Genomic DNA, 19,619 nt, shown 5'->3' with positions numbered 1-19,619 from the left:
GGTCGTTTAGAAGAGTTCATAACGACCGAAGGGGTAAAAAAATCAGGTCTTCGGTCGATTAGAAGGGTTCATAACGACCGAAGGGGTAAAAAAATCAGGGCTCCGGTCGTTTAGAAGGGTTCATAACGACCGAAGGGGTAAAAAAATCAGGACTTCGGTCGATTAGAAGGGTTCATAACGACCGAAGCGTAAAAAAAAATCAGGACTTCGGTCGTTTAGAGCAAAAGAGCGCATATACAATTTATTCAGTGACTCTCCTTAATGTTGATTTCTTAGTAAAATAGACTGTCATTTACGCTGCCGAAAAGCGGTCAGGCACCTCTTAAGTAAATCCATTAGGTTACCCCAATGCGGTTGTTTTTATCCATTCACAACTTTTCCACCGTTGACATGAATCATTTGACCGCTAACAAACGAAGAGTCGTCAGAAGCTAGGAATACATAACTTGGTGCCAGCTCATAGGGCTGCCCCGCTCTTTCCATCGGGGTATTGGAACCAAAGGTAGCCACTTGATCAGCTGAAAAGGTAGATGGAATGAGTGGGGTCCATATCGGTCCAGGAGCAACCCCGTTTACACGGATTCCCTGGGTTGCAAGAGACTTGGCTAAAGAACGAGTAAATGAAACGATAGCTCCTTTTGTAGCTGAATAATCTAATAGCTGTTCGTTCCCTTCATAAGCGGTAATAGATGCAGTATTAATAATGGAAGCTCCTTTTTTTAAAAATGGAAGGGCCATTTTTGTCATATGAAAATAGGAAAAAATATTGGTTCGAAATGTTTTTTCAAGCTGAGCTGCTGTGATATTTAATAAACTTTGTTGCGGGTGCTGCTCGGCTGCATTATTCACAAGGATATCCAGCTTTCCAAAATGATCAATGGTTTGTTTGACAATCTCTTTACAATGGTCTTCTTCCCCCACATCACCTGAGAAAAGGAGACACTGACGGCCTTCTGACTCAATTAATTGCTTTGTTTCTTCTGCATCCTGCTGTTCATTTAAATACGCTATGGAAACATCTGCCCCTTCCTTAGCAAAATAAATAGCCACGGCTCTTCCAATGCCACTGTCACCTCCAGTGATAATCGCTGTTTTTCCAGATAATTTACCTCCTGCTTTATAATTCGGATCGACGAAAATAGGACGAGGATTCATCTCACTTTCTATACCGGGCTGATGGTTCTGATGCTGTGGGGGAAATGTCTGCTTTTGGTTATTTTGATTATTACTCATTTATCAAACCTCCTAAGATTATTATCATGTTATTTTTTGATCAAACAGCGAATTTATGAAACAAAAATAAAAAAAGACGAGAAGGACTAGAATCCTTTTCGTCTTGTATACACGATTCAGTGATAAATAAAACCTGTCACGATTATTGAACTTTTATCTATAGTTAATAAATTGTACATCTACCGTTAAGTCCGCGTCCCGTACCAAGGATATAATTTTTTGTAAATCATCCCGATTTTTGCCACTTACTCTTACTTGGTCATCTTGAACCTGACTTTTTACTTTTACCCCACTGTTTTTAATAATGGTATTGATTTTTTTCGCATTCTCCTTATCAATCCCTTGAATAAGCTTCGCTCTTTGACGAACAGTCCCACCTGATGCTTTTTCAATTTTTCCATAATCAAGGTTTCTAATAGGAATTCCCCTTTTAATCATCTTTCCTAGTAAAACATCCTTTAATTGGTCCAACTTATATTCGTCATCAGAAATGAGAACAAGCTCTTCTTTATCTAAAGAAACTTCACTTTTACTCCCTTTGAAGTCATAGCGTGTACTAATTTCCTTCATTGTTTGCGTAATAGCATTGGTGACTTCGGAAAAATCAACTTTAGATACAATATCAAATGAACTATCTTTAGACATAATACAAACCTCCGAGTTAATAATTGGTTTTTAGAAACAATACCTGCTAAAGTTTCCCTTTATGGGTACATTATAGTAAAATAAATCAGTTCAAACAACTTTATTAAAAACGGCTATATTATCCAAAATAGTAGATGAGTTATAAAACGCTTCAAAGGAAAGGAACGTTATGATGTCAATAAATGAATTAATCGGGCAAACAGCCACACTAACTGTAGCAAGAAAAGCAGCATTTGGCTATTTTTTAACAGATGGCAATGATGATGTGTTGTTGCACTTTAATCAAGCAAAACAAGAATTAGAGGAAGGCGATGAAGTGGAAGTCTTTTTATTTGTTGATTCAGAAGGACGTGTCTCCGCTTCAACTAACATTCCAGAAATAGCAGTCGGCCGTTATGGTTGGGTTAAGGTAACAGATACAAACCCTAGAATTGGTGTTTTTCTAAATATTGGACTTCCTAAGGACATTTTATTAGGGATCGATGATTTGCCAGTACACAAGTCTGTTTGGCCTAAAATCGGAGATTTAGTTTATATTACATTAAAACTTAGCAGCAATAATCTTTTATATGCCAAACTTGCGACTGACCCCATTATTGAATCCATTTCAGTAAAAGCTACTAGACAACATTTTAATAAAAACGTTCAAGGACATATTTATAGAACAGCTAAGGTAGGTAGTTGGATTTATACAATTGAAGGCTTTAAAGGCTTCATTCATGAATCGCAGAGAGGACAAGAGCCTCGGTTAGGAGAAAAAGTAGAGGGCCGGATCATCGATGTGAAGGAAGATGGCACGGTAAATGTTTCCCTGCTGGCAAGAAAAGCAGAATCTCAAGATATCGACTCAGAGCGTATTTATGAATATCTACTCAGTAGAAATGGGGCGATGCCTTATTCTGATAAAAGTATGCCTGAGGATATTCAAGAACGCTTCAATCTAAGCAAGGGTGCGTTTAAGCGGGCACTTGGAAAGCTAATGAAGGAAGGAAAGGCCTATCAAGAGGGAAGCTGGACCTATGTAAAAAAAGATTAACAAATTTACATACTCTTTTTCGTTATGACAGACAATAATGATTGAAAAGGAATGACGAAAGGGGTAACAATATGCCGCACACTTCTGATAATGATAAAAAAGCACAAGATAATAATGCATTAAGACATGAAAAAAATATGATGCGCGAAAAAAATCGCCAAGCAGGTAAAAATCAATATTCTAAAAAAACAGATCATAAATAAGAACAAAAAAACAGAGCGGGAATCCCCGCTCTGTTTTTTTGTTTTTGAATATAAGAATTTAAAAAAATCCTTGAGAATTGTCCAGCTCCAGCTCCTAGCCAGTTTTCATCCTGAATAAGCTACCTTGAGTATCTTGTAACAATCATGGCTTGATAAAGCGATGATTGTTAGAGCTCGGGTCAAATGTGCAAGTAAAGTCAAAGAGCGACTTTTCTTGCCGAAGTACATTTGCCTGTCGGGGCTGACCAAGGCGCTTGCGCTTTTCTTATGGAAGTTGATTTAAGAAGAAGATGGAAATAGTTCCTGCACCGGTATGAGCCCCAATGGCTGACCCAATGCTTGAGATATACACGTCTTTAGGATGAAACTCCTCTACGATCATTGCTTTCATCTCTTGTGCGGTTTCCTCATTATCTGCATGGCTAATACCTATGATTTGGTCACTCAGATGGGCTCCGCGCTCATTTATAATTTCAATGATTCGACGAAGTACCTTCTTTTTCCCTCTTATTTTTTCAATTGGAACTAGTTTTCCATCTTCAACATTGAGAATGGGCTTAATATTTAGCAGTCCACCCAGGAAGGCAGAAGCTTTGGAGACACGGCCGCCTCTTGCCAAATAATCTAAATCCTCAACCGTGAACAGATGCTCCATATGCTCACTTCTGAAGAGAACATCCTTTAAGATTTCCTCTTTGCTAGCATTATTATGAGCAAGCTTTGCTGCTTCTTGAACAATTAGCCCAATTCCAAGGGAGGCACATTTGGTATCGACAATCGTTAAATTAAAGTTTGGATATTTTTCCTTCACTTGGTCAAGAATCATAACAGCGGTTGAATAAGTTCCTGATAATTCAGAAGAGAAGGCTATGTAAATTCCATCTTCATTTCTCTCTGCCATTTGTGTGAAGACCTCTTCGAACAAAAGAGGAGAGGTTTGTGAAGTTTTAGGTGTTGAACCATTTCTAATGGCGTCATAGACCGCTTTTGGATCGATATTTTTAACATCTTCATATTCTTCTCCATTGAGATGGACTTTTAAGGGGAGAAGTGTGACATTGTTTTCCTCATAAAAACTTTTAGGTAAATCGCACGCGCTATCTGCTAGTATTTTTACCTGCATAAAGCTCACCTGCTTTCAAGCGTTATTTTAGTTTCAGTTTATCGGTTTAGCATAGAAATTACAATTATGTAATTTAATTAAAGGGGGAATCATCATTGCTTTGGCAAGAAACAAAAAAGATTACTATTGTTGTGGCGGGTGCCTTATTAAATGCACTGGCGATGAATTTATTTCTAATACCGGCCAATGTATATTCAAGCGGTTTTACAGGTATAGCCCAATTACTTTCTAAGGTGCTTAGTGATTATACACCAATTCATGTCTCAATGGGGTTTTTATTGCTTTTATTAAATATTCCAGTTGCTATTCTTGGCTGGAAGAAAGTAGGCAAGTCCTTTACCGTGTACAGTTTCTTAAGTGTATTAATGTCCTCCTTTTTTTTAACCATCGTCCCAATCAAACAGGTTTCTCAAGATATACTACTGAATGCCGTATTTGGTGGAGTAATTTTAGCTATTGGTGTCGGGATAACATTAAAATGGGGAGCTTCGACAGGTGGTGTGGATATCATTGCCATGGTTTTATCGAGAATGAAAGATAAACCGGTAGGGCCTTATATGTTTGTGTTAAATGGTGTAATCATTATTACAGCAGGTTTCCTTTTTGGTTGGGAAAAAGCACTCTACACGCTGGTAACTTTATATACGTCAACAAGAGTAATAGATGCTATTCATACAAGGCATGCGAAACTCACCGCGATGATTATTACCAAAAAGGCTGAGGAACTGAAGCAGGCAATCCACGGATCATTGGTCAGAGGGATTACGATGATTCCAGCTAAAGGTGCATTTTCGAATGAAACAAGGGACATGCTCATGATTGTCATTACCCGTTATGAGCTTTACGATTTGGAACGAATAATAAAGGAAGTAGATCCTAATGCATTCACCAATATTATCCAGACTGCAGGAGTATACGGTTTTTTTCGGAGAGAATAAAGGAAAAAGGAGATCAGCATGCGAATACTATTTTGTATCATAATGTTACTCGTTCCATCAATGACAAAAACAGTGACAAATGGGGTGAACGAACTGGATTATCGTTTTTATGTTGTCCCTACTGTGGAACCTGAAATGGTGAGATTAGAAATTGTCCTTGAAAACACCGGGGACGTCCCGCTTCATTTTGAATTCCCGACATCCCAATTAATAGAAATGACCATTACAGATGATTCAGGCAAGGAAGTATATGACTATTCAAAAGGACGATATTTTTTACAGGCTTTTCAAACAGTTAGTATAGAACCACATCAAACCTTTAGACGGATTGAAAAATGGAATTATCAATTTAAGGGTAGACGGATTCCACCCGGAGAATACACCGTTCATACTACTTTCCGTCCCATTAGGTTGAATGAACAACCAATCACTAATCGAGTCAAGCTAAGGAATGTTCAAAAATTTACCGTTCCAGAAGTGAACCAGGTTTTTCGTAATGTTAAGGTGTCAGGTACCAAAGGAGAGTATGTAGTAACCGGTGAAACAAAAGCAGCAAATGGTAATGGTTATTATACAGTTGAGGACGGCCATAAGCAGTACATTAATGAAACAAGGATTGAGGTACCTAAGGAAGAGGCAGAATGGAGAACATTTCAGCTTAAGGTTCATCTTCCTAAAGAAAATCTTCCACCGAACGGTTCATTAATAATGAATTTATATGAACGAGGCAAGGAAGGGGCAATCCTTCATCCTTATCCGGTAGTCCTAGAACAATTTAGGTAATAAAAAAGCAGAAGCACCCGTAATGGGTGCTTCCGCTTTTCGTGCAGCTATCTGATCTGTTCAAGCTCTTGTTGCATTTGTTGGAGCTGTGCCTGTTCTGCTGCTGTCGAGTTGGCAAAGGCAGAACTAAGTGCATTCTTCGCCTTTGCTACAGAAGAATCAAGTTCAGCTGGGTTGGCAGACTTCGCCATTTCAACAAATCTCCGTGCTTCCTGGAACAATTGGTTTCCCATGTTATATTCCTCCAAGCGAGGATTCATGCACATTGGCCATTTTCTGAGCTTCCGCTTCAGCGTAGGTCATGTGATAGGGGATACGTTCGTCATGCTTGCTGACTGTATCCACTCCTTGCTGGACAAAGCGTTTTGATTTGTTTCGTTTACCCATTCGAATCCCTCCAATATGCTCAAGCTTTGATTGAAACAGCACCGCTGCCTCAGGTAATAGTATGCTCAAAGAGAAGGATGTTCATTTAGGAAAACAATGGGGAATTGGCTTATATTTTTAGATTTAACAAATCTGCTAAATATTCTCCTACACCATCTTGTTCATTGCTTAAAGTTACATCATTTGCAATGTTTTTTACTTGGTCTATGGCATTCCCCATAGCGATTCCGTGGCCAGCATATTCAAGCATTTCAAGATCATTATCCTCGTCCCCAAAAGCAATGATTCTTTCTGCCGGAATACCAAAATAATCCGATGCCTTCTTTAAACCAACAGCTTTATTTAATCCAATCTTAATAATTTCAATCACATGCCAAGGTGCAGCCCAGCTGCGGTGATCAATTACTTCTGCATGGACATCTGATAAGTGCTGACGGATCGTTTGCAATTGATCTTCTTCTGTGTGAATTAACATACTCGTTGGAGAATCTTGTAAGAATTCAGCAAGGTCACCAGTCGTAATCTTTGGATTTCCAAAGCTGAATATATCTAAAAGCTTCTCATCATGATAATGAAAATACACATCATCTATTACTTCTGCAATGATGTTATGAAAATGAAAGCTTCTGCAGGCTTCCACGATGTCCTTTGCCACTTTAACATCCAGTGGTTCATGATAAAATCCCCAGTTAGGGTCCAGAGGATGGTGCATAAATGCTCCGTTAAAATTAACAATAGGCGTGTCCAAATTTAACTCACGATAATACATTTCACTTGAACGATATGGACGCCCGGTTGCAATCATCACAATATGACCTTCTGCTCTCGCCTTGTTAATAATTTGTTTGGTTTTTAAAGAGATGGTTTTATCATCTTTGAGCAATGTCCCATCTAAATCTAATGCGATTAAATGTCTCTCTGCCATGTGAACTCCTTTTATCCTAATGAATTTCTCGATTAAATGCATACTTTTAGTAAAATATTGGACTGCATGATACACTACATTTAATGAGTTTCAAAAACAATGGACTTTTATTTCTATATTTACTATGTTAACAATTATATATCCAACCTGTAAAAAATTTCACACCAAGATGGGGTGAAAACCGATATACTTTTTATATAAAAGTAAATACTGTTATAAATCGTACCATTTAAAGGAGCGGAAATGAAATGAATGAGGATTTAAGAGAAAATATTATGGGTGCCCTTGAATTAGTTATTGACCCAGAACTAGGTGTAGATATAGTTAATTTAGGTTTAGTATATAAGACCGAAATGGACGATGAAGGAAATCTTACTATTGATATGACATTAACATCAATGGGCTGTCCGTTAGCTGGAACAATTGTAGACCAGGTTAAGAGAGCCCTGGCAGATATTCCTGAAGTTAAGGACGTAGAAGTAAATATCGTATGGAATCCGCCTTGGAATAAGGAAATGATGTCCCGCTATGCAAAAATTGCTTTAGGGATTCGATAAGATATTGAACTTTTAGAAAGCAGTGGAATCTTTCCACTGTTTTTTTATTTGGCTCTGTTAAACATGCCTGTTAATTTCCGCTCCAGGCACGAGCGGTCCGTAGGTGTTTCGGTGAGCCTCCTGGACGCAAGCGTCTGTGGGGTCTCCCCTGAACCATACTCCCACAGGACATTGAATAAGCTCCATCGAATTATCACCGCACGAAGGAAATGCGGTAGCATTTTCGAGGTTCTTCGTGCCTTCCGCTCCAATCAACAGGCTGTATAAATCAACAGTCTTCTTTTACACAGCCTTTTATTTAATGCCATTCACAAAACGTCCATATATCTCTTCCAGTCTGTGAGGTAGTTCACTTTTTTTAACTATAAACACCTTTATAATACAGAGTATTAAGGCTGTTTGAGAGTTGAAATGGCCGTTTTAGGAGGCGTTTCATATGGCTTTTAGCCGAGATTTCAATAAAGACCCATTTATCGTTATTTGGGAACTAACCCGTGCTTGCCAGTTAAAGTGTTTACATTGTCGGGCTGAAGCACAATATAGAAGAGATCCCCGTGAACTTTCCTATGAGGAAGGAAAGCAATTAATTGATCAAATATATGAAATGAACAATCCGATGCTAGTCTTTACCGGAGGAGATCCTTTAATGCGGGAGGATGTATTTGATATAGCGAAATATGCTGTTAAAAAAGGTGTTCGAGTATCTATGACTCCGAGTGCCACGCCAAATGTAAAGAAAGAAGCGATTGAAAAGGCAAAAGAGGTGGGGCTTTCTCGTTGGGCGTTTAGTATCGATGGACCTACAGCAGAAGTACATGACCATTTCCGGGGTACGGCAGGATCATTCGATCTAACGATGGAACGAATAAAATATTTACATGAGCTGGAAATTCCTATCCAAATTAATACTGTTATTTCAAGATATAATATCAATTATCTCGATGAAATGGCAAAAATGGTTGAGGATTTAAACTGTGTATTGTGGAGTGTCTTTTTTCTTGTACCGACCGGCAGAGGACAAGAATCTGATATGATTTCCCCAGTTGAACACGAAAAGGTGTTTAGATGGCTTTATGATTTAAGCAAACGGGTTTCCTTTGATATAAAAACAACAGCAGCCCAGCATTATCGCCGTGTAGTCATCCAGCAAAAAATGCGCGAAGCTAGGGAACATACAGCCGAGATAGATTATTTAAGCGCATTAACTGAACAGGGATTAACAGGGTCCATCGATGGTTTGGGACGAGCTCCGAAAGGCGTTAATGATGGTAATGGTTTTGTCTTTATCTCACATATTGGAGATGTGTATCCTAGCGGACTTTTACCGGTAAAAGCAGGGAATGTAAGAGATCAGCCATTGGCTGAAATTTACCGGGAGTCACCAATTTTTAAATCATTACGGAATCCTGACCTTTATAAAGGAAAATGTGGTGTTTGTGAATTCCGTCATGTTTGTGGTGGATCTAGATCAAGAGCATATGCTATGACGGGTGACTATTTGGAAAGCGAACCATTCTGTGTCTATATTCCGAAAGCACAACGTGAGAAACAGGATCAAAAGTAAAAGATAAAGAGGCTGACTCGTTGTCAGCCTCTTCATGAATCTATAGGGTAACTATTCGATGCTACAGTACACAGCAGGACAATTTTCGCAGCCTATTTCATCTTTTAAATATTGAAGGTCTAATATCGTAATCTTTCCACGTTTGACAGAAATAATATGATCTTTTTTTAAATCACTAAGAATTCGATTAGTACTTTCTCTTGAGGTCCCACAGAAGTTTGCTAGTTCTTGATTCGTTAGTGGTAAGTCAATAAGAATCGCGTTATCTTTTTGAATGCCATAGCTGTTTGACATCCGAATAAGAGTGGAGAAAAGAGCTCCGCGTTTCCCGTTTAGAACAAGGTCACGGAATTTAGTCTGTGTTTTTCTAAAATGGTCACTCATCCATTTCATAAATTCAAAAGCAAGCTTACTATTTTGGAAAATTTCACTTTCAATCACATCTTTTTTAATTGCAACAATATCTCCCTCTTCTACAACCTTGGCACTCAATAAATACCTTGGGTTATCCGTAAAGAGAGTTAGTTCACCACAAATATCGTTTGCACCGCAAATTCTTAATGAGAGTTCACGTCCATCTGAAGTGATTTTGCTGATTTGTACTTTTCCAGAAATGATAATGTAGAGTTCCTCCGCTTGCATGCCTTCCTGAAATAAGAAACTCCCTCTCTCACTTCTAAATCTCCGATCTGCAAATCGAAGTAATTCTTTTATCTCAATGGAATGAGTTGGTTTAATAGTTGTATTCATTCGGTTCACCTCTAGGATCAATTTTATACCTGACATTTTTACTTTTCGGATTCGTTAGTATCATTCTATCCCAATATTAAGCAATAGGTAGGGGTAAACAATGACAATATAGTGAAAACTCAAACGTTTTTTCCAAAAACAATCATTTCTTCATGAATGAACATCTGTTAAGATAAGAATTAATTAAAAGTATAGTTATAGTGAATAAAGTAACAGTCTATTTTTCAAAAGACTGTTACACTTAGTTTAAATTGCTTCCTTAAATGGAGTTGATAGGAATGGAAAAAAACATTATTAAAGATAAATTAAATAGACCATTACGCGATCTAAGAATTTCTGTCATTGACCGCTGTAATTTTCGCTGTCAATACTGTATGCCAGCAGAGCAATTCGGGCCTGATTTTGAATTTCTTCCCAAGAGCGCGTTGCTAACGTATGAAGAAATCGAGCGGCTGGCTAAAATTTTTGTCAGCTTAGGTGTTGAGAAAATTCGCTTAACTGGTGGTGAGCCGCTGTTAAGAAAGGATATCCCTATTCTTGTTGAAAAATTATCTGCTATTGAAGGACTAAGTGATATCGGATTAACGACCAATGGTGTATTGCTCCCAAAACTTGCAGAGGACTTAAAAACTGCAGGACTCAAAAGAGTAAATGTTAGTCTAGATACCTTGAATGATGAATTATTTGGCAAGATAAATGGACGAGGTGTAGGAACAGTACCAGTCTTAGAAGGGATAGAGGCTGCGAAACAAGCTGGTTTGGGTGTTAAAGTTAATATGGTAGTAAAAAAAGGTTTAAATGATACAGAGATAGTTCCAATGGCGGAATATTGTAAAAAGAACGGATTGGAATTGCGTTATATTGAATTTATGGACGTTGGCTCAACAAATGGCTGGAAAATGGACGATGTAGTGACCAAAAAGGAAATGTACCATATGCTTAAAGAGCATTTTGAACTTGAACCGGTCGATCCTGCTTATTTTGGAGAAGTTGCAAAGTTATATCGTTATAAGGGTGCAAATGTAAATGTTGGCTTCATTACATCTGTTTCTGAGTCATTCTGCTCAAGCTGTACAAGGTCACGACTTTCAGCAAATGGCCAACTCTTTACGTGCTTGTTTAATGGAAATGGCCATGATATACGTAATTTTATGCGCAATGGTGCGACAGATGAAGAAATCCGGAATCGAATTATTGCTATTTGGAATGGTAGGGATGATCGATATTCTGATGAAAGAACGGCAGAAACAAATAAAAATCGTAAAAAAATTGAAATGTCTTATATTGGCGGATAACTCTCTTCACATGCAAGAGAGTTTTTCTTTTTTATATTATAGGAAAGTATAAAATTCGACTTCGAGAATTGTCCAGCTCCAGCGCCTAGCCCCTCGGGTCAAATAACCTTCGGCAATAAAAGTCAAAAGGCGGACTTTTCTTGCCGAAGAACATTTGCCTGTCGGGGCTGACCAAGGCGCGTGCGCTTTTCTTATAAAAAAGAGACTGCCTCGTGTGATTGAGGCAGTCTTCTGATTATGATAGGTACCGTGGAAACAGGATATTATTTTCAAGATGTACATGCATGAAGGTCAACCCTTCAAGTGCTTCTAACCGCGCATAGACTAAGCGGTATGTGCCGCAAGCATCTAATGGAAGGGCATAATCGGATGTGACGGCTCTAATCTCCCGTAAAATTTCACCTGCATGGTCATGCTCTTTCTCAAGTTCAACAATCATATTGATTGCTTCTTCACGGTTTTCTACTGTTCCGTCAGCAAGCTGTTTAATTAATGGAAAGACAACAACCTCTTCTTTTTCCATATGCTCCATCAGTTCTTTCTTAAATTCATAAAATAGCTCATAGACCTTTAATAACTCTGGGTGATTATCGCCGTGTACACGGGATACCTTTGTTACATATGGACTAAGCATGGATAATTCTTCTGCAGAAGCACGGTGGTAATTGGTAATGATATGATTGATAATGGTATTTGAATCAGAATCAGTCCAAACCTCTACATTCTTTTCAGCATTTTCAAACTTCTGAAAGACTTCTTCTAATTCTGCTAATAAATGGTCAATATTTAGTCCATTTTGACCCGCTGCATCTGAAAGTGTAATATTACCACCACAACAAAAATCAATGCGGTTTTTCTTGAATACGTCACTTGTTTTTGGTAATTCGTTTACAATATCTTTAACTAATGAATTAGTATTAAATGGGAAAGTCATATATAGTCCTCCTTAGAATGTTAAGCTGTTTCTTTCTTGAGATAAGCATAACGGAAAAAAAAGAGAAACTAGGTGACCTATATCACACATTTAATATGATTTTTTATTTATTTAGACAAAGAATGATGAATATGTGACATTTGATATGTTACCACGTTTTCTATAGGCTTATAATGAATAATAGTTGTTTTATATATATACAGTAAAAACTACCCGTTTTAGGCAGGAGTGAATAGAATGTTTGAAAGAAGAAACCCTATCCCGATAGGAGAAGCAGTTAAAAAAGTGATGGAATCCCAGATATTGGGTGCGACTGAATACATATCGATAAATGAGAGCTATGGTCGTTTTTTATCCAAGGATTTGATTGCAACAAGTGATGTTCCCCATTTTGATCGAGCTCCGTATGATGGTTTCGCAGTAAGGTCTATCGATACTAGTGAGGCTTCTCAATCAAATCCGATTGAATTTGAAGTGGTTGATCACATTGGTGCTGGAATGGTATCAAGTAAATTAATTGGTCAAAATCAGGCTGTCAGAATCATGACAGGAGCCATGATGCCAGAAGGAACCGATGCAGTGGTTATGTTTGAGGTGGCAAAGGATTATGAAAAGAATGGCATTCCTTATATGTCGATTAAGCGGTCATTTCAAAAAGGAGAAAATGTATCTTTCACTGGTGAAGATGCAAAGGCAGGAGAAATCCTAGTTAAAAAAGGAACTCTGATTAATCCAGGTATCCAGGCCATGCTTGCTACTTTCGGTTATCATGAAGTCCCAGTAGCAAAAAAACCGCTTGTGGGTCTATTTGCTACAGGTACAGAGCTTTTAGAGGTGGATGAAGAATTAGTTCCAGGGAAAATCCGAAATAGTAATTCACATATGATCGCTGCACAGATAGAGCGGGCAGGAGGCATTGTCCATTACTTTGGGAAGCTGCCAGATGAGTTTGATACTTGTTTTGAAGCGGTTAAGGAAGCATTAGAGAAAGTAGATGTTTTAATTACAACTGGTGGAGTATCCGTTGGAGATTATGATTATCTTCCTGCTATATATGAAAAGCTAGGCGCTGAAGTTTTATTTAATAAAGTAGCGATGCGTCCTGGCAGTGTGACCACAGTTTCTCGATTTAAGGAAAAAATATTATTTGGCCTTTCAGGTAATCCATCTGCATGTTATGTTGGTTTTGAACTGTTTGTCCGTCCAATTCTACGAAGAATGTTATTTTCAGAAAGACCGCATTTGCGTAAAGAACTGGCTGAGCTTGATGTAGACTTTCCAAAAGCAAATCCTTTTACTAGGTTTGTTCGAAGTTCAACCTTTATTGAAGGAGGTAGGCTAAAATCTACACCGAGTGGTCTGGATAAATCGAACATTATAATGAGCTTAGCTGGTGCAAACTCATTGATCATCCTTCCAGGAGGGACCCGGGGTTTTACAGCAGGTAGTGAAGTTGACGTTCTTTTATTGGAGGACCAAACCGGTAGTGAATGGCCTTGGTAAAGCCGGTTGTTTTTCAGGTAGTTGGGTACCAAAATAGCGGAAAAACTACTTTTTCTTCTAAGGTAGTACACCAATTGAAGGCACATCAGTTCCGCACAGTAACAATCAAACACCATGGTCATGGTGGAAAGCCGGATACTTGGATGTCAAAGGACACAGGCAAACATCTACGTTCTGGTGCCATTGCAGCAATTGTTGAAGGGGATGGAAGATTGCTACTACAAGCAGAAGATTATGATTGCAATCTCGGAGACCAAATAGAGCTTTTAACGTTTTTTAAGCCCGATGTTATACTTATCGAGGGCTATAAACAAGAGCACTATCCTAAGTTATTATTGGTAAGAGAACCTACTGACATCCCCTTACTCGGAAAATTAAATAATGTAATTGCAACAATCTGTTGGAGTGAGGAAATAAAAAATCTTATTCCAAAGAAGTGGACAGGACCATCATTTTTAATCACTGACGAAACATCGATAAATTGGACAATCCACTTTGTCAAAAATCAATTTAACCAAAATTAGATAAAAAGGCTTTGTTAAAGACCAGTGTTGATTTATAAACCCTGTTGATTGGAGCGGAAATCAACAGGCAATTTTAACAGAGACAAGAAAAAAGCCGGTCAGCATGACCGGCTTTTCTTCTTCTTAGTCTACTTTACATATTTCAATTGGACAATCCTCACAATCGATTTCTCTTTTTAAGAAATCTAATTCATGAATAGTAATAACACCTTTATCAATAGAAATAATATTTGTTTTTCTTAAGTCACTAAGAAGTCGATTGACCACTTCCCGAGAAGTGCCGCAAAAATTCGCTAATTCTTGATTGGTTAATGGCAGTTCAACCAAAATGCCTTTATTAGTTTTAATCCCATAGCTATTACTTATGCGAATTAAAGTGGAATACAATGCGCCCTTTTTTCCATGAAGTACTAGGTCTCGAAACTTCGTTTGATTCTTTCGATATTGTTGACTCATCCATTGAATGAATTCAATGGAAAGCGGAAGATTTTGTGAGAGTTTCTCCTCAAGAACATCCTTTTTTATTACAGCCACTTCTCCGCTTTCAATGACACGTGCACTTAATGAAAATTTAGAAGCAGGGGAAAATAAATTTAATTCACCCACAAGGTCCCCCTTCGTGCACATTCTAAGGGTGAGCTCTCTTCCATCAGGGATAATTTTACTGATTTGCAGAATCCCACTCTGAATGATAAATAATTCATGAGCTGTTGATCCTTCTTGAAAAAGAAAGCTTCCTTTTTCAATCTTTCGCAAATGGTGAACAGTATCAAAGAGATGGGAAAGGGTTATGGGTATTTCTTTTACTGACTGCATAATTCTAACCACCTTTAAAGGTCAAATTAACCGTCTGAATGAACCATCACAGTCAAATTTACAGGTATATTTTTACTATAATTATATTGTCAACAAAGAATATTTAGCAATAATTGTGGAATAAGTTCATACAATCGTCATATTTTCATGTTCCATGATATTTCTTAGGAAATAATGTCGAACCCTGTGAGAACTTGAAGGAACTTCCTTTAATGGTCTTTAGAGAAAAGGAAATAATATAAATGTAGACGATAAGGAGGGAAAATCATGGGCCAAAACCACCAGTTTAAATCAGGGAAAAAAGCACCGAATAATGGTATATATATTGAAGTGGGGGAGACGGGAGATAATGTGAAAAATCCCAAAAAAATAAAGCTTAAAGCAGGAGACCCGTTTCCAGAAACGTCCAACGATGAACGTGTTTGGACTTACCAAAGAAAACCTTAATGCATAGAGAGAAAGTCATCCATATGGGTGGCTTTTCTTCTGTAAAAAAATTTACTTTTTTGAAAGGATTGTTTTATAATTAACTTAAGGTCAAAAATGGTCAAATAGGAGTGGGATGTATGGACTTAAACCGAATGACAGAACGATTTCAACAAGGATTGATGAATGCTCAGTCACTCGCTGTGAAAAATAATCATCAAGAAGTGGATGAACCACATTTATTCTTGTCGTTATTAGATCAAGAGGATAGTCTTGTTGCTTCAATCCTTGAAAGGACCGGTATATCGACTAATAAAGTTCAAGGAAAATTAATTGAATCAATGGCAAGAATACCTCAGGTTACTGGGAGTGGGGTTGAACAAGGAAAATTATATATAACAGCTAAGCTTCAACAATTACTCGTTAGTGCAGAGGAATTTGCGGGTAAATTTAATGATGAATATATTTCTGTAGAACATATATTGTTAGCTGCATGCTATGCTCCCGATTCTCAAATGAAAAAGATTTTACAATCTTTTGGTTATACGCCAGAAAACGTCTTAAAAGCAATAAAAGATATAAGGGGGAACCAGCGAGTGACTTCACAAAATCCAGAAGCAGGATATGATGCGCTAAAGAAATACGGAAGAGATCTGGTTGCTGAAGTTAAAGCCGGTAAACTGGATCCTGTAATTGGTAGAGACACAGAAATTCGTAATGTCATTAGAATTTTATCGAGGAAAACAAAAAATAATCCTGTTTTAATTGGCGAACCAGGAGTTGGTAAAACGGCCATTGTAGAAGGGTTAGCCCAGCGGATTGTCAGAAAAGACGTACCGGAAGGTCTCAAGGATAAGACCATCTTTTCATTAGACATGAGCGCTTTAATTGCTGGGGCAAAATTTAGAGGCGAATTTGAAGAAAGATTAAAATCTGTATTAAATGAGATTAAAAAAAGCGAAGGGCGAATCCTGCTTTTTATAGACGAGATCCATACAATTGTAGGAGCAGGTAAAACGGAGGGAGCAATGGATGCAGGAAATATGCTTAAACCAATGCTTGCTCGTGGAGAGTTGCACTGTATCGGTGCTACCACTCTTGATGAACACCGAAAATATATTGAAAAAGATCCTGCACTTGAACGGAGATTCCAACAGGTCCTTGTCCAGGAACCCGATGTAGAAGACACTATCTCCATATTAAGAGGTTTAAAAGAAAGATTTGAAGTTCACCATGGGGTAAAAATTCATGACCACGCTCTAGTAGCTGCGGCAACCCTTTCAGACCGCTATATTACCGATCGCTTTTTGCCAGATAAGGCAATCGACCTTGTTGACGAAGCTTGCGCCTTGATACGGACAGAAATTGATTCTATGCCAACTGAACTAGATGAAGTGACAAGAAGGGTTATGCAACTTGAAATTGAAGAGGCAGCATTAAAAAAGGAAAGTGACGAGGGAAGCAAAGTTAGACTAGATTCACTACAAAAGGAATTGGCAGATTTAAAAGAACAAGCAAATATGATGAAAGCAAAATGGCTCCAAGAAAAACAGGGAATCCAGAAATTACAAGAGAAAAGGGAACAACTTGAAAAACTTAGGAGAGAGCTTCAACAGGCTGAGGATAAATATGATTTAAACCGAGCGGCGGAGCTTCGCCATGGACAAATTCCATTAACAGAAAAAGAACTGAAAGAGTTAGAACAGGATATAGTAGGGGATGACCGTTTACTCCGTGAAGAAGTAACAGGCGAAGAGATATCCAATATTGTATCAAGATGGACAGGTATTCCACTCTCAAAGTTGGTTGAAGGGGAAAGAGAAAAGCTGTTGAAGCTAGAATCTATTTTGCATGAAAGAGTAATTGGTCAGGATGAAGCAGTCAACTTAGTGGCAGATGCAGTGCTAAGAGCACGGGCCGGAATTAAGGATCCCAACCGTCCTATAGGTTCATTTTTATTCTTAGGTCCTACAGGTGTGGGGAAAACGGAGCTTGCAAAGGCACTAGCAGAGTCATTATTTGATAGTGAGGAACATATTGTTCGGATCGATATGTCAGAATATATGGAGAAGCATGCTGTTTCACGTTTAATTGGAGCACCACCTGGCTATATAGGATATGAAGAGGGAGGGCAACTGACAGAAGCGGTTAGACGTCGGCCTTATTCAGTCATATTAATGGATGAAATAGAAAAGGCACATCCTGAAGTGTTTAATATTCTTTTACAGGCTCTTGATGATGGAAGAATAACGGATTCACAAGGCAGAGTGGTGGACTTTAAAAATACAGTGATTATCATGACCTCTAACATCGGATCACAATTCTTATTAGAACGACGTGATAATGAATCGGGAATTTCGGATGGAACGAGAGAAATGGTGATAAGCCAATTAAGAACACATTTCCGTCCAGAATTTTTAAACAGAATTGATGAAACCATTCTTTTCAAACCTCTTACTCAAGGAGAGATTAAAAATATTGTCGTAAAAATGATGAGGGAATTACAAAATAGATTGAGACAGCAACATATCGACATTACTATAAGAGAAGATGCTCAAGCATTTATTGCCGAAAATGGATTTGACCCTATTTATGGTGCAAGGCCTTTAAAGCGTTATATTCAAAGAAATATTGAAACAAAATTAGCACGTGAAATAATAAGTGGGCGCGTCCATGAACATTCAACTGTGGAAGTCATTATTGAAAATGGTGAAGTAAGTTTAAAGATTTCATGACATCAATGTGTAAAGAAAAAGAGACTGACTTTTAACGATCAAAAAGTCAGCCTCTTTTTTTACATTCCTAAACTGTAGGGATGTTAATTAGTGTTTTTCAGCAACAGGTTCGTTTGGAATAATTGAAGAAACAACGAAAACTAAAATTGTCACTACAACTGCAGCAATTGTACCCGATACAAAATCGTAACTAACTCCTGACATAGAGCTAATTACATATGTAAGCATGTGTACTAAAAGAAATGACCAGAAAAAAGTCCAAAAGTATTGCATGATTATTCACCTCATACCTATTTTACATCAATTTTTATATTACCATACCCTATCAAAAAAATATAGAAAAATCAGCTTTTTGTTTTTCAACATTAAATGGGCAAACTCCCTTTCATCTTTTGTGAAATGGCATACAATACCTTGAGGAAATATGTAAAAGGAGATTTATCAATGGAACATCGAAATTTTCTTATGGATACCCAATGGAACATCATTCATTACCCTGAAAAGCCCACAGGATTTGGGATCTTGATTATTGGAGATGAAAGGCATTTTGTGGATGAAAGTAAATCCTTTTGGACACAGAATGAAGGAAAGCTAGCTATTATTAATGAACTAAAAGAAAAAGGGTACACCATTTTTTCCTCAAATCTTTATGGGCGAAACTGGGGGAGCGATCATGCTGTCGAGCTTGCTCAACGGTTATACCAGTATGTGATACGAAATGAAATAATGAATAATAAAATCCATATCTTAGCAGAAGGTATGGGTGCACTTGTTGCTCTAAGATTAATGGAAAAAATGAAGGGCAGCATTCGGTCGGTTATTCTCCTTAATCCCATCCTATCTTTAAAACATCATCTTGAATTGGAGAAGGAGCATAAGTTTTTTTATAAAAAGTTGTTGAAGGAGTTATCTACTGCCTATCATGAGGATCAAAGAGTAATTGAAGAAAAGATTTTTAACATGGAAGATTCAATTTATATAAATGAAAACTGCCCACTAAAGGTAATCCATGTACTTGCCAACGGGAAATCCTACTCAAAGACAAAAATGTATCAACAAATTATCAGCACTTCAGATATTCATCCTACTTTTATTCTTCCCGAAAAAAAGCCACAGTTAGGCAAGATATTTATCAAATTTATGAGCAGTCATGAATCTATCCTTTAATTCACACAACTCCCCAAAAGAAATATTTCCTTATTAATTGGCATAGGATTCAATAAGGAAAAACGGGGAGGAAAA

General features: G+C 37.7%; 22 protein-coding genes. 12 read left to right on the top strand and 10 right to left on the bottom strand.

The genetic code is table 11. The features are described 5' to 3' along the window. Nucleotides 1-360 precede the first annotated feature (360 nt). Together QE429_RS19860 and QE429_RS19855 are read right to left on the bottom strand one after the other, a co-directional pair. A complete protein-coding gene (locus QE429_RS19860) occupies nt 361-1,233 on the bottom strand; it encodes an SDR family oxidoreductase (RefSeq protein ID WP_307289504.1) in 873 nt (290 codons plus the stop codon). 153 nt (nt 1,234-1,386) lie between these two features. Then, nucleotides 1,387-1,878, bottom strand: coding sequence for a YajQ family cyclic di-GMP-binding protein (locus QE429_RS19855; protein ID WP_307289502.1), 492 nt, complete (start codon nt 1,876-1,878; stop codon nt 1,387-1,389). Between the two features lie 172 nt (nt 1,879-2,050). On the opposite strand from QE429_RS19855, the gene QE429_RS19850 reads away from it, so the two are divergent. Next, nucleotides 2,051-2,914, top strand: a complete 864-nt coding sequence (locus QE429_RS19850) for a CvfB family protein (RefSeq protein WP_307290894.1) — start codon at nt 2,051-2,053, stop codon at nt 2,912-2,914. A 71-nt stretch (nt 2,915-2,985) separates the two neighbouring features. Further along, the gene (locus tag QE429_RS19845; RefSeq protein WP_081810752.1) at nt 2,986-3,117 is read left to right on the top strand and encodes a DUF3941 domain-containing protein; all 132 of its coding nucleotides are present in this window, start codon (nt 2,986-2,988) and stop codon (nt 3,115-3,117) included. A 265-nt stretch (nt 3,118-3,382) separates the two neighbouring features. Here the strand turns inward: QE429_RS19845 and QE429_RS19840 are convergent, their stop codons facing one another. Beyond that, nucleotides 3,383-4,240, bottom strand: a complete 858-nt coding sequence (locus QE429_RS19840) for a DegV family protein (RefSeq protein WP_307289500.1) — start codon at nt 4,238-4,240, stop codon at nt 3,383-3,385. Nucleotides 4,241-4,335: 95 nt separating this feature from the next. On the opposite strand from QE429_RS19840, the gene QE429_RS19835 reads away from it, so the two are divergent. Both QE429_RS19835 and QE429_RS19830 read left to right on the top strand, forming a co-directional pair. After that, nucleotides 4,336-5,178 carry a YitT family protein gene (locus QE429_RS19835; RefSeq protein WP_307289498.1) on the top strand — a complete coding sequence of 281 codons (843 nt, stop codon included), beginning with the start codon at nt 4,336-4,338 and terminating at the stop codon, nt 5,176-5,178. Between the two features lie 18 nt (nt 5,179-5,196). Then, on the top strand, nt 5,197-5,961 hold the full coding sequence (locus tag QE429_RS19830; RefSeq protein ID WP_307289497.1) for a BsuPI-related putative proteinase inhibitor: 765 nt from the start codon (nt 5,197-5,199) through the stop codon (nt 5,959-5,961). A 47-nt stretch (nt 5,962-6,008) separates the two neighbouring features. On the opposite strand, the gene QE429_RS19825 is transcribed toward QE429_RS19830, so the two are convergent. The 3 genes from QE429_RS19825 to QE429_RS19815 form a co-directional block, all read right to left on the bottom strand. Further along, nucleotides 6,009-6,194, bottom strand: coding sequence for a DUF3813 domain-containing protein (locus QE429_RS19825; RefSeq protein ID WP_307289496.1), 186 nt, complete (start codon nt 6,192-6,194; stop codon nt 6,009-6,011). Between the two features lies 1 nt (nt 6,195). After that, nucleotides 6,196-6,348 (bottom strand): hypothetical protein, encoded by a 153-nt coding sequence (locus tag QE429_RS19820; RefSeq protein WP_307289495.1) that lies wholly within the window; start codon nt 6,346-6,348, stop codon nt 6,196-6,198. Nucleotides 6,349-6,457: 109 nt separating this feature from the next. Further along, nucleotides 6,458-7,273 carry a Cof-type HAD-IIB family hydrolase gene (locus tag QE429_RS19815; RefSeq protein ID WP_307289494.1) on the bottom strand — a complete coding sequence of 272 codons (816 nt, stop codon included), beginning with the start codon at nt 7,271-7,273 and terminating at the stop codon, nt 6,458-6,460. Nucleotides 7,274-7,521: 248 nt separating this feature from the next. Here QE429_RS19815 and QE429_RS19810 point away from each other — a divergent pair, with 248 nt between their 5' ends. Both QE429_RS19810 and QE429_RS19805 read left to right on the top strand, forming a co-directional pair. Beyond that, nucleotides 7,522-7,830 (top strand): metal-sulfur cluster assembly factor, encoded by a 309-nt coding sequence (locus QE429_RS19810; protein ID WP_307289493.1) that lies wholly within the window; start codon nt 7,522-7,524, stop codon nt 7,828-7,830. Nucleotides 7,831-8,266: 436 nt separating this feature from the next. Further along, the gene (locus QE429_RS19805) at nt 8,267-9,394 is read left to right on the top strand and encodes a TIGR04053 family radical SAM/SPASM domain-containing protein (protein WP_307289491.1); all 1,128 of its coding nucleotides are present in this window, start codon (nt 8,267-8,269) and stop codon (nt 9,392-9,394) included. Between the two features lie 51 nt (nt 9,395-9,445). Here QE429_RS19805 and QE429_RS19800 read toward each other — a convergent pair whose 3' ends face one another. Then, nucleotides 9,446-10,144 carry a Crp/Fnr family transcriptional regulator gene (locus QE429_RS19800; RefSeq protein ID WP_307289490.1) on the bottom strand — a complete coding sequence of 233 codons (699 nt, stop codon included), beginning with the start codon at nt 10,142-10,144 and terminating at the stop codon, nt 9,446-9,448. A gap of 278 nt (nt 10,145-10,422) precedes the next feature. On the opposite strand from QE429_RS19800, the gene moaA reads away from it, so the two are divergent. Then, nucleotides 10,423-11,439, top strand: coding sequence for a GTP 3',8-cyclase MoaA (moaA, locus tag QE429_RS19795; protein ID WP_307289489.1), 1,017 nt, complete (start codon nt 10,423-10,425; stop codon nt 11,437-11,439). A gap of 235 nt (nt 11,440-11,674) precedes the next feature. Here the strand turns inward: moaA and ric are convergent, their stop codons facing one another. After that, nucleotides 11,675-12,373 carry an iron-sulfur cluster repair di-iron protein gene (ric, locus tag QE429_RS19790; protein ID WP_307289488.1) on the bottom strand — a complete coding sequence of 233 codons (699 nt, stop codon included), beginning with the start codon at nt 12,371-12,373 and terminating at the stop codon, nt 11,675-11,677. A 237-nt stretch (nt 12,374-12,610) separates the two neighbouring features. Here ric and QE429_RS19785 point away from each other — a divergent pair, with 237 nt between their 5' ends. Then, a complete protein-coding gene (locus QE429_RS19785; RefSeq protein WP_307289485.1) occupies nt 12,611-13,876 on the top strand; it encodes a molybdopterin molybdotransferase MoeA in 1,266 nt (421 codons plus the stop codon). Then, a complete protein-coding gene (mobB, locus tag QE429_RS19780; protein ID WP_307289483.1) occupies nt 13,864-14,400 on the top strand; it encodes a molybdopterin-guanine dinucleotide biosynthesis protein B in 537 nt (178 codons plus the stop codon). The genes QE429_RS19785 and mobB overlap by 13 nt, the downstream gene beginning before the upstream one ends. A gap of 123 nt (nt 14,401-14,523) precedes the next feature. On the opposite strand, the gene QE429_RS19775 is transcribed toward mobB, so the two are convergent. After that, a complete protein-coding gene (locus tag QE429_RS19775; RefSeq protein WP_307289481.1) occupies nt 14,524-15,216 on the bottom strand; it encodes a Crp/Fnr family transcriptional regulator in 693 nt (230 codons plus the stop codon). A 267-nt stretch (nt 15,217-15,483) separates the two neighbouring features. Between QE429_RS19775 and QE429_RS19770 the strand changes: the two genes are divergently transcribed. Both QE429_RS19770 and clpB read left to right on the top strand, forming a co-directional pair. Further along, complete coding sequence (locus QE429_RS19770) at nt 15,484-15,663, top strand: YjzC family protein (protein ID WP_307289479.1); 180 nt, start codon at nt 15,484-15,486, stop codon at nt 15,661-15,663. A gap of 119 nt (nt 15,664-15,782) precedes the next feature. Then, nucleotides 15,783-18,377, top strand: a complete 2,595-nt coding sequence (clpB, locus tag QE429_RS19765; protein ID WP_307289478.1) for an ATP-dependent chaperone ClpB — start codon at nt 15,783-15,785, stop codon at nt 18,375-18,377. 87 nt (nt 18,378-18,464) lie between these two features. Here clpB and QE429_RS19760 read toward each other — a convergent pair whose 3' ends face one another. Continuing rightward, nucleotides 18,465-18,650 carry a YjzD family protein gene (locus QE429_RS19760; RefSeq protein WP_307289477.1) on the bottom strand — a complete coding sequence of 62 codons (186 nt, stop codon included), beginning with the start codon at nt 18,648-18,650 and terminating at the stop codon, nt 18,465-18,467. 171 nt (nt 18,651-18,821) lie between these two features. Here QE429_RS19760 and QE429_RS19755 point away from each other — a divergent pair, with 171 nt between their 5' ends. Beyond that, nucleotides 18,822-19,544 (top strand): lipase family protein, encoded by a 723-nt coding sequence (locus tag QE429_RS19755; RefSeq protein WP_307289476.1) that lies wholly within the window; start codon nt 18,822-18,824, stop codon nt 19,542-19,544. The last annotated feature ends 75 nt before the right edge of the window (nt 19,545-19,619 follow it).

It is taken from the genome of Bacillus sp. SORGH_AS_0510, assembly GCF_030818775.1.
In the GTDB taxonomy this organism is placed as follows: domain Bacteria; phylum Bacillota; class Bacilli; order Bacillales; family Cytobacillaceae; genus Neobacillus.
This window is presented reverse-complemented; position numbering and strand designations above follow the sequence as displayed.

What these genes read in the sequence shown, in the direction of transcription:
- QE429_RS19860 (WP_307289504.1), bottom strand. Translation starts at nt 1,233, where the DNA reads ATGAGTAATAATCAAAATAACCAAAAGCAGACATTTCCCCCACAGCAT.
- QE429_RS19855 (WP_307289502.1), bottom strand. Translation starts at nt 1,878, where the DNA reads ATGTCTAAAGATAGTTCATTTGATATTGTATCTAAAGTTGATTTTTCC.
- QE429_RS19850 (WP_307290894.1), top strand. Translation starts at nt 2,051, where the DNA reads ATGTCAATAAATGAATTAATCGGGCAAACAGCCACACTAACTGTAGCA.
- QE429_RS19845 (WP_081810752.1), top strand. Translation starts at nt 2,986, where the DNA reads ATGCCGCACACTTCTGATAATGATAAAAAAGCACAAGATAATAATGCA.
- QE429_RS19840 (WP_307289500.1), bottom strand. Translation starts at nt 4,240, where the DNA reads ATGCAGGTAAAAATACTAGCAGATAGCGCGTGCGATTTACCTAAAAGT.
- QE429_RS19830 (WP_307289497.1), top strand. Translation starts at nt 5,197, where the DNA reads ATGCGAATACTATTTTGTATCATAATGTTACTCGTTCCATCAATGACA.
- QE429_RS19825 (WP_307289496.1), bottom strand. Translation starts at nt 6,194, where the DNA reads ATGGGAAACCAATTGTTCCAGGAAGCACGGAGATTTGTTGAAATGGCG.
- QE429_RS19820 (WP_307289495.1), bottom strand. Translation starts at nt 6,348, where the DNA reads ATGGGTAAACGAAACAAATCAAAACGCTTTGTCCAGCAAGGAGTGGAT.
- QE429_RS19815 (WP_307289494.1), bottom strand. Translation starts at nt 7,273, where the DNA reads ATGGCAGAGAGACATTTAATCGCATTAGATTTAGATGGGACATTGCTC.
- QE429_RS19810 (WP_307289493.1), top strand. Translation starts at nt 7,522, where the DNA reads ATGAATGAGGATTTAAGAGAAAATATTATGGGTGCCCTTGAATTAGTT.
- QE429_RS19805 (WP_307289491.1), top strand. Translation starts at nt 8,267, where the DNA reads ATGGCTTTTAGCCGAGATTTCAATAAAGACCCATTTATCGTTATTTGG.
- QE429_RS19800 (WP_307289490.1), bottom strand. Translation starts at nt 10,144, where the DNA reads ATGAATACAACTATTAAACCAACTCATTCCATTGAGATAAAAGAATTA.
- moaA (WP_307289489.1), top strand. Translation starts at nt 10,423, where the DNA reads ATGGAAAAAAACATTATTAAAGATAAATTAAATAGACCATTACGCGAT.
- ric (WP_307289488.1), bottom strand. Translation starts at nt 12,373, where the DNA reads ATGACTTTCCCATTTAATACTAATTCATTAGTTAAAGATATTGTAAAC.
- QE429_RS19785 (WP_307289485.1), top strand. Translation starts at nt 12,611, where the DNA reads ATGTTTGAAAGAAGAAACCCTATCCCGATAGGAGAAGCAGTTAAAAAA.
- mobB (WP_307289483.1), top strand. Translation starts at nt 13,864, where the DNA reads ATGGCCTTGGTAAAGCCGGTTGTTTTTCAGGTAGTTGGGTACCAAAAT.
- QE429_RS19775 (WP_307289481.1), bottom strand. Translation starts at nt 15,216, where the DNA reads ATGCAGTCAGTAAAAGAAATACCCATAACCCTTTCCCATCTCTTTGAT.
- QE429_RS19770 (WP_307289479.1), top strand. Translation starts at nt 15,484, where the DNA reads ATGGGCCAAAACCACCAGTTTAAATCAGGGAAAAAAGCACCGAATAAT.
- clpB (WP_307289478.1), top strand. Translation starts at nt 15,783, where the DNA reads ATGGACTTAAACCGAATGACAGAACGATTTCAACAAGGATTGATGAAT.
- QE429_RS19760 (WP_307289477.1), bottom strand. Translation starts at nt 18,650, where the DNA reads ATGCAATACTTTTGGACTTTTTTCTGGTCATTTCTTTTAGTACACATG.
- QE429_RS19755 (WP_307289476.1), top strand. Translation starts at nt 18,822, where the DNA reads ATGGAACATCGAAATTTTCTTATGGATACCCAATGGAACATCATTCAT.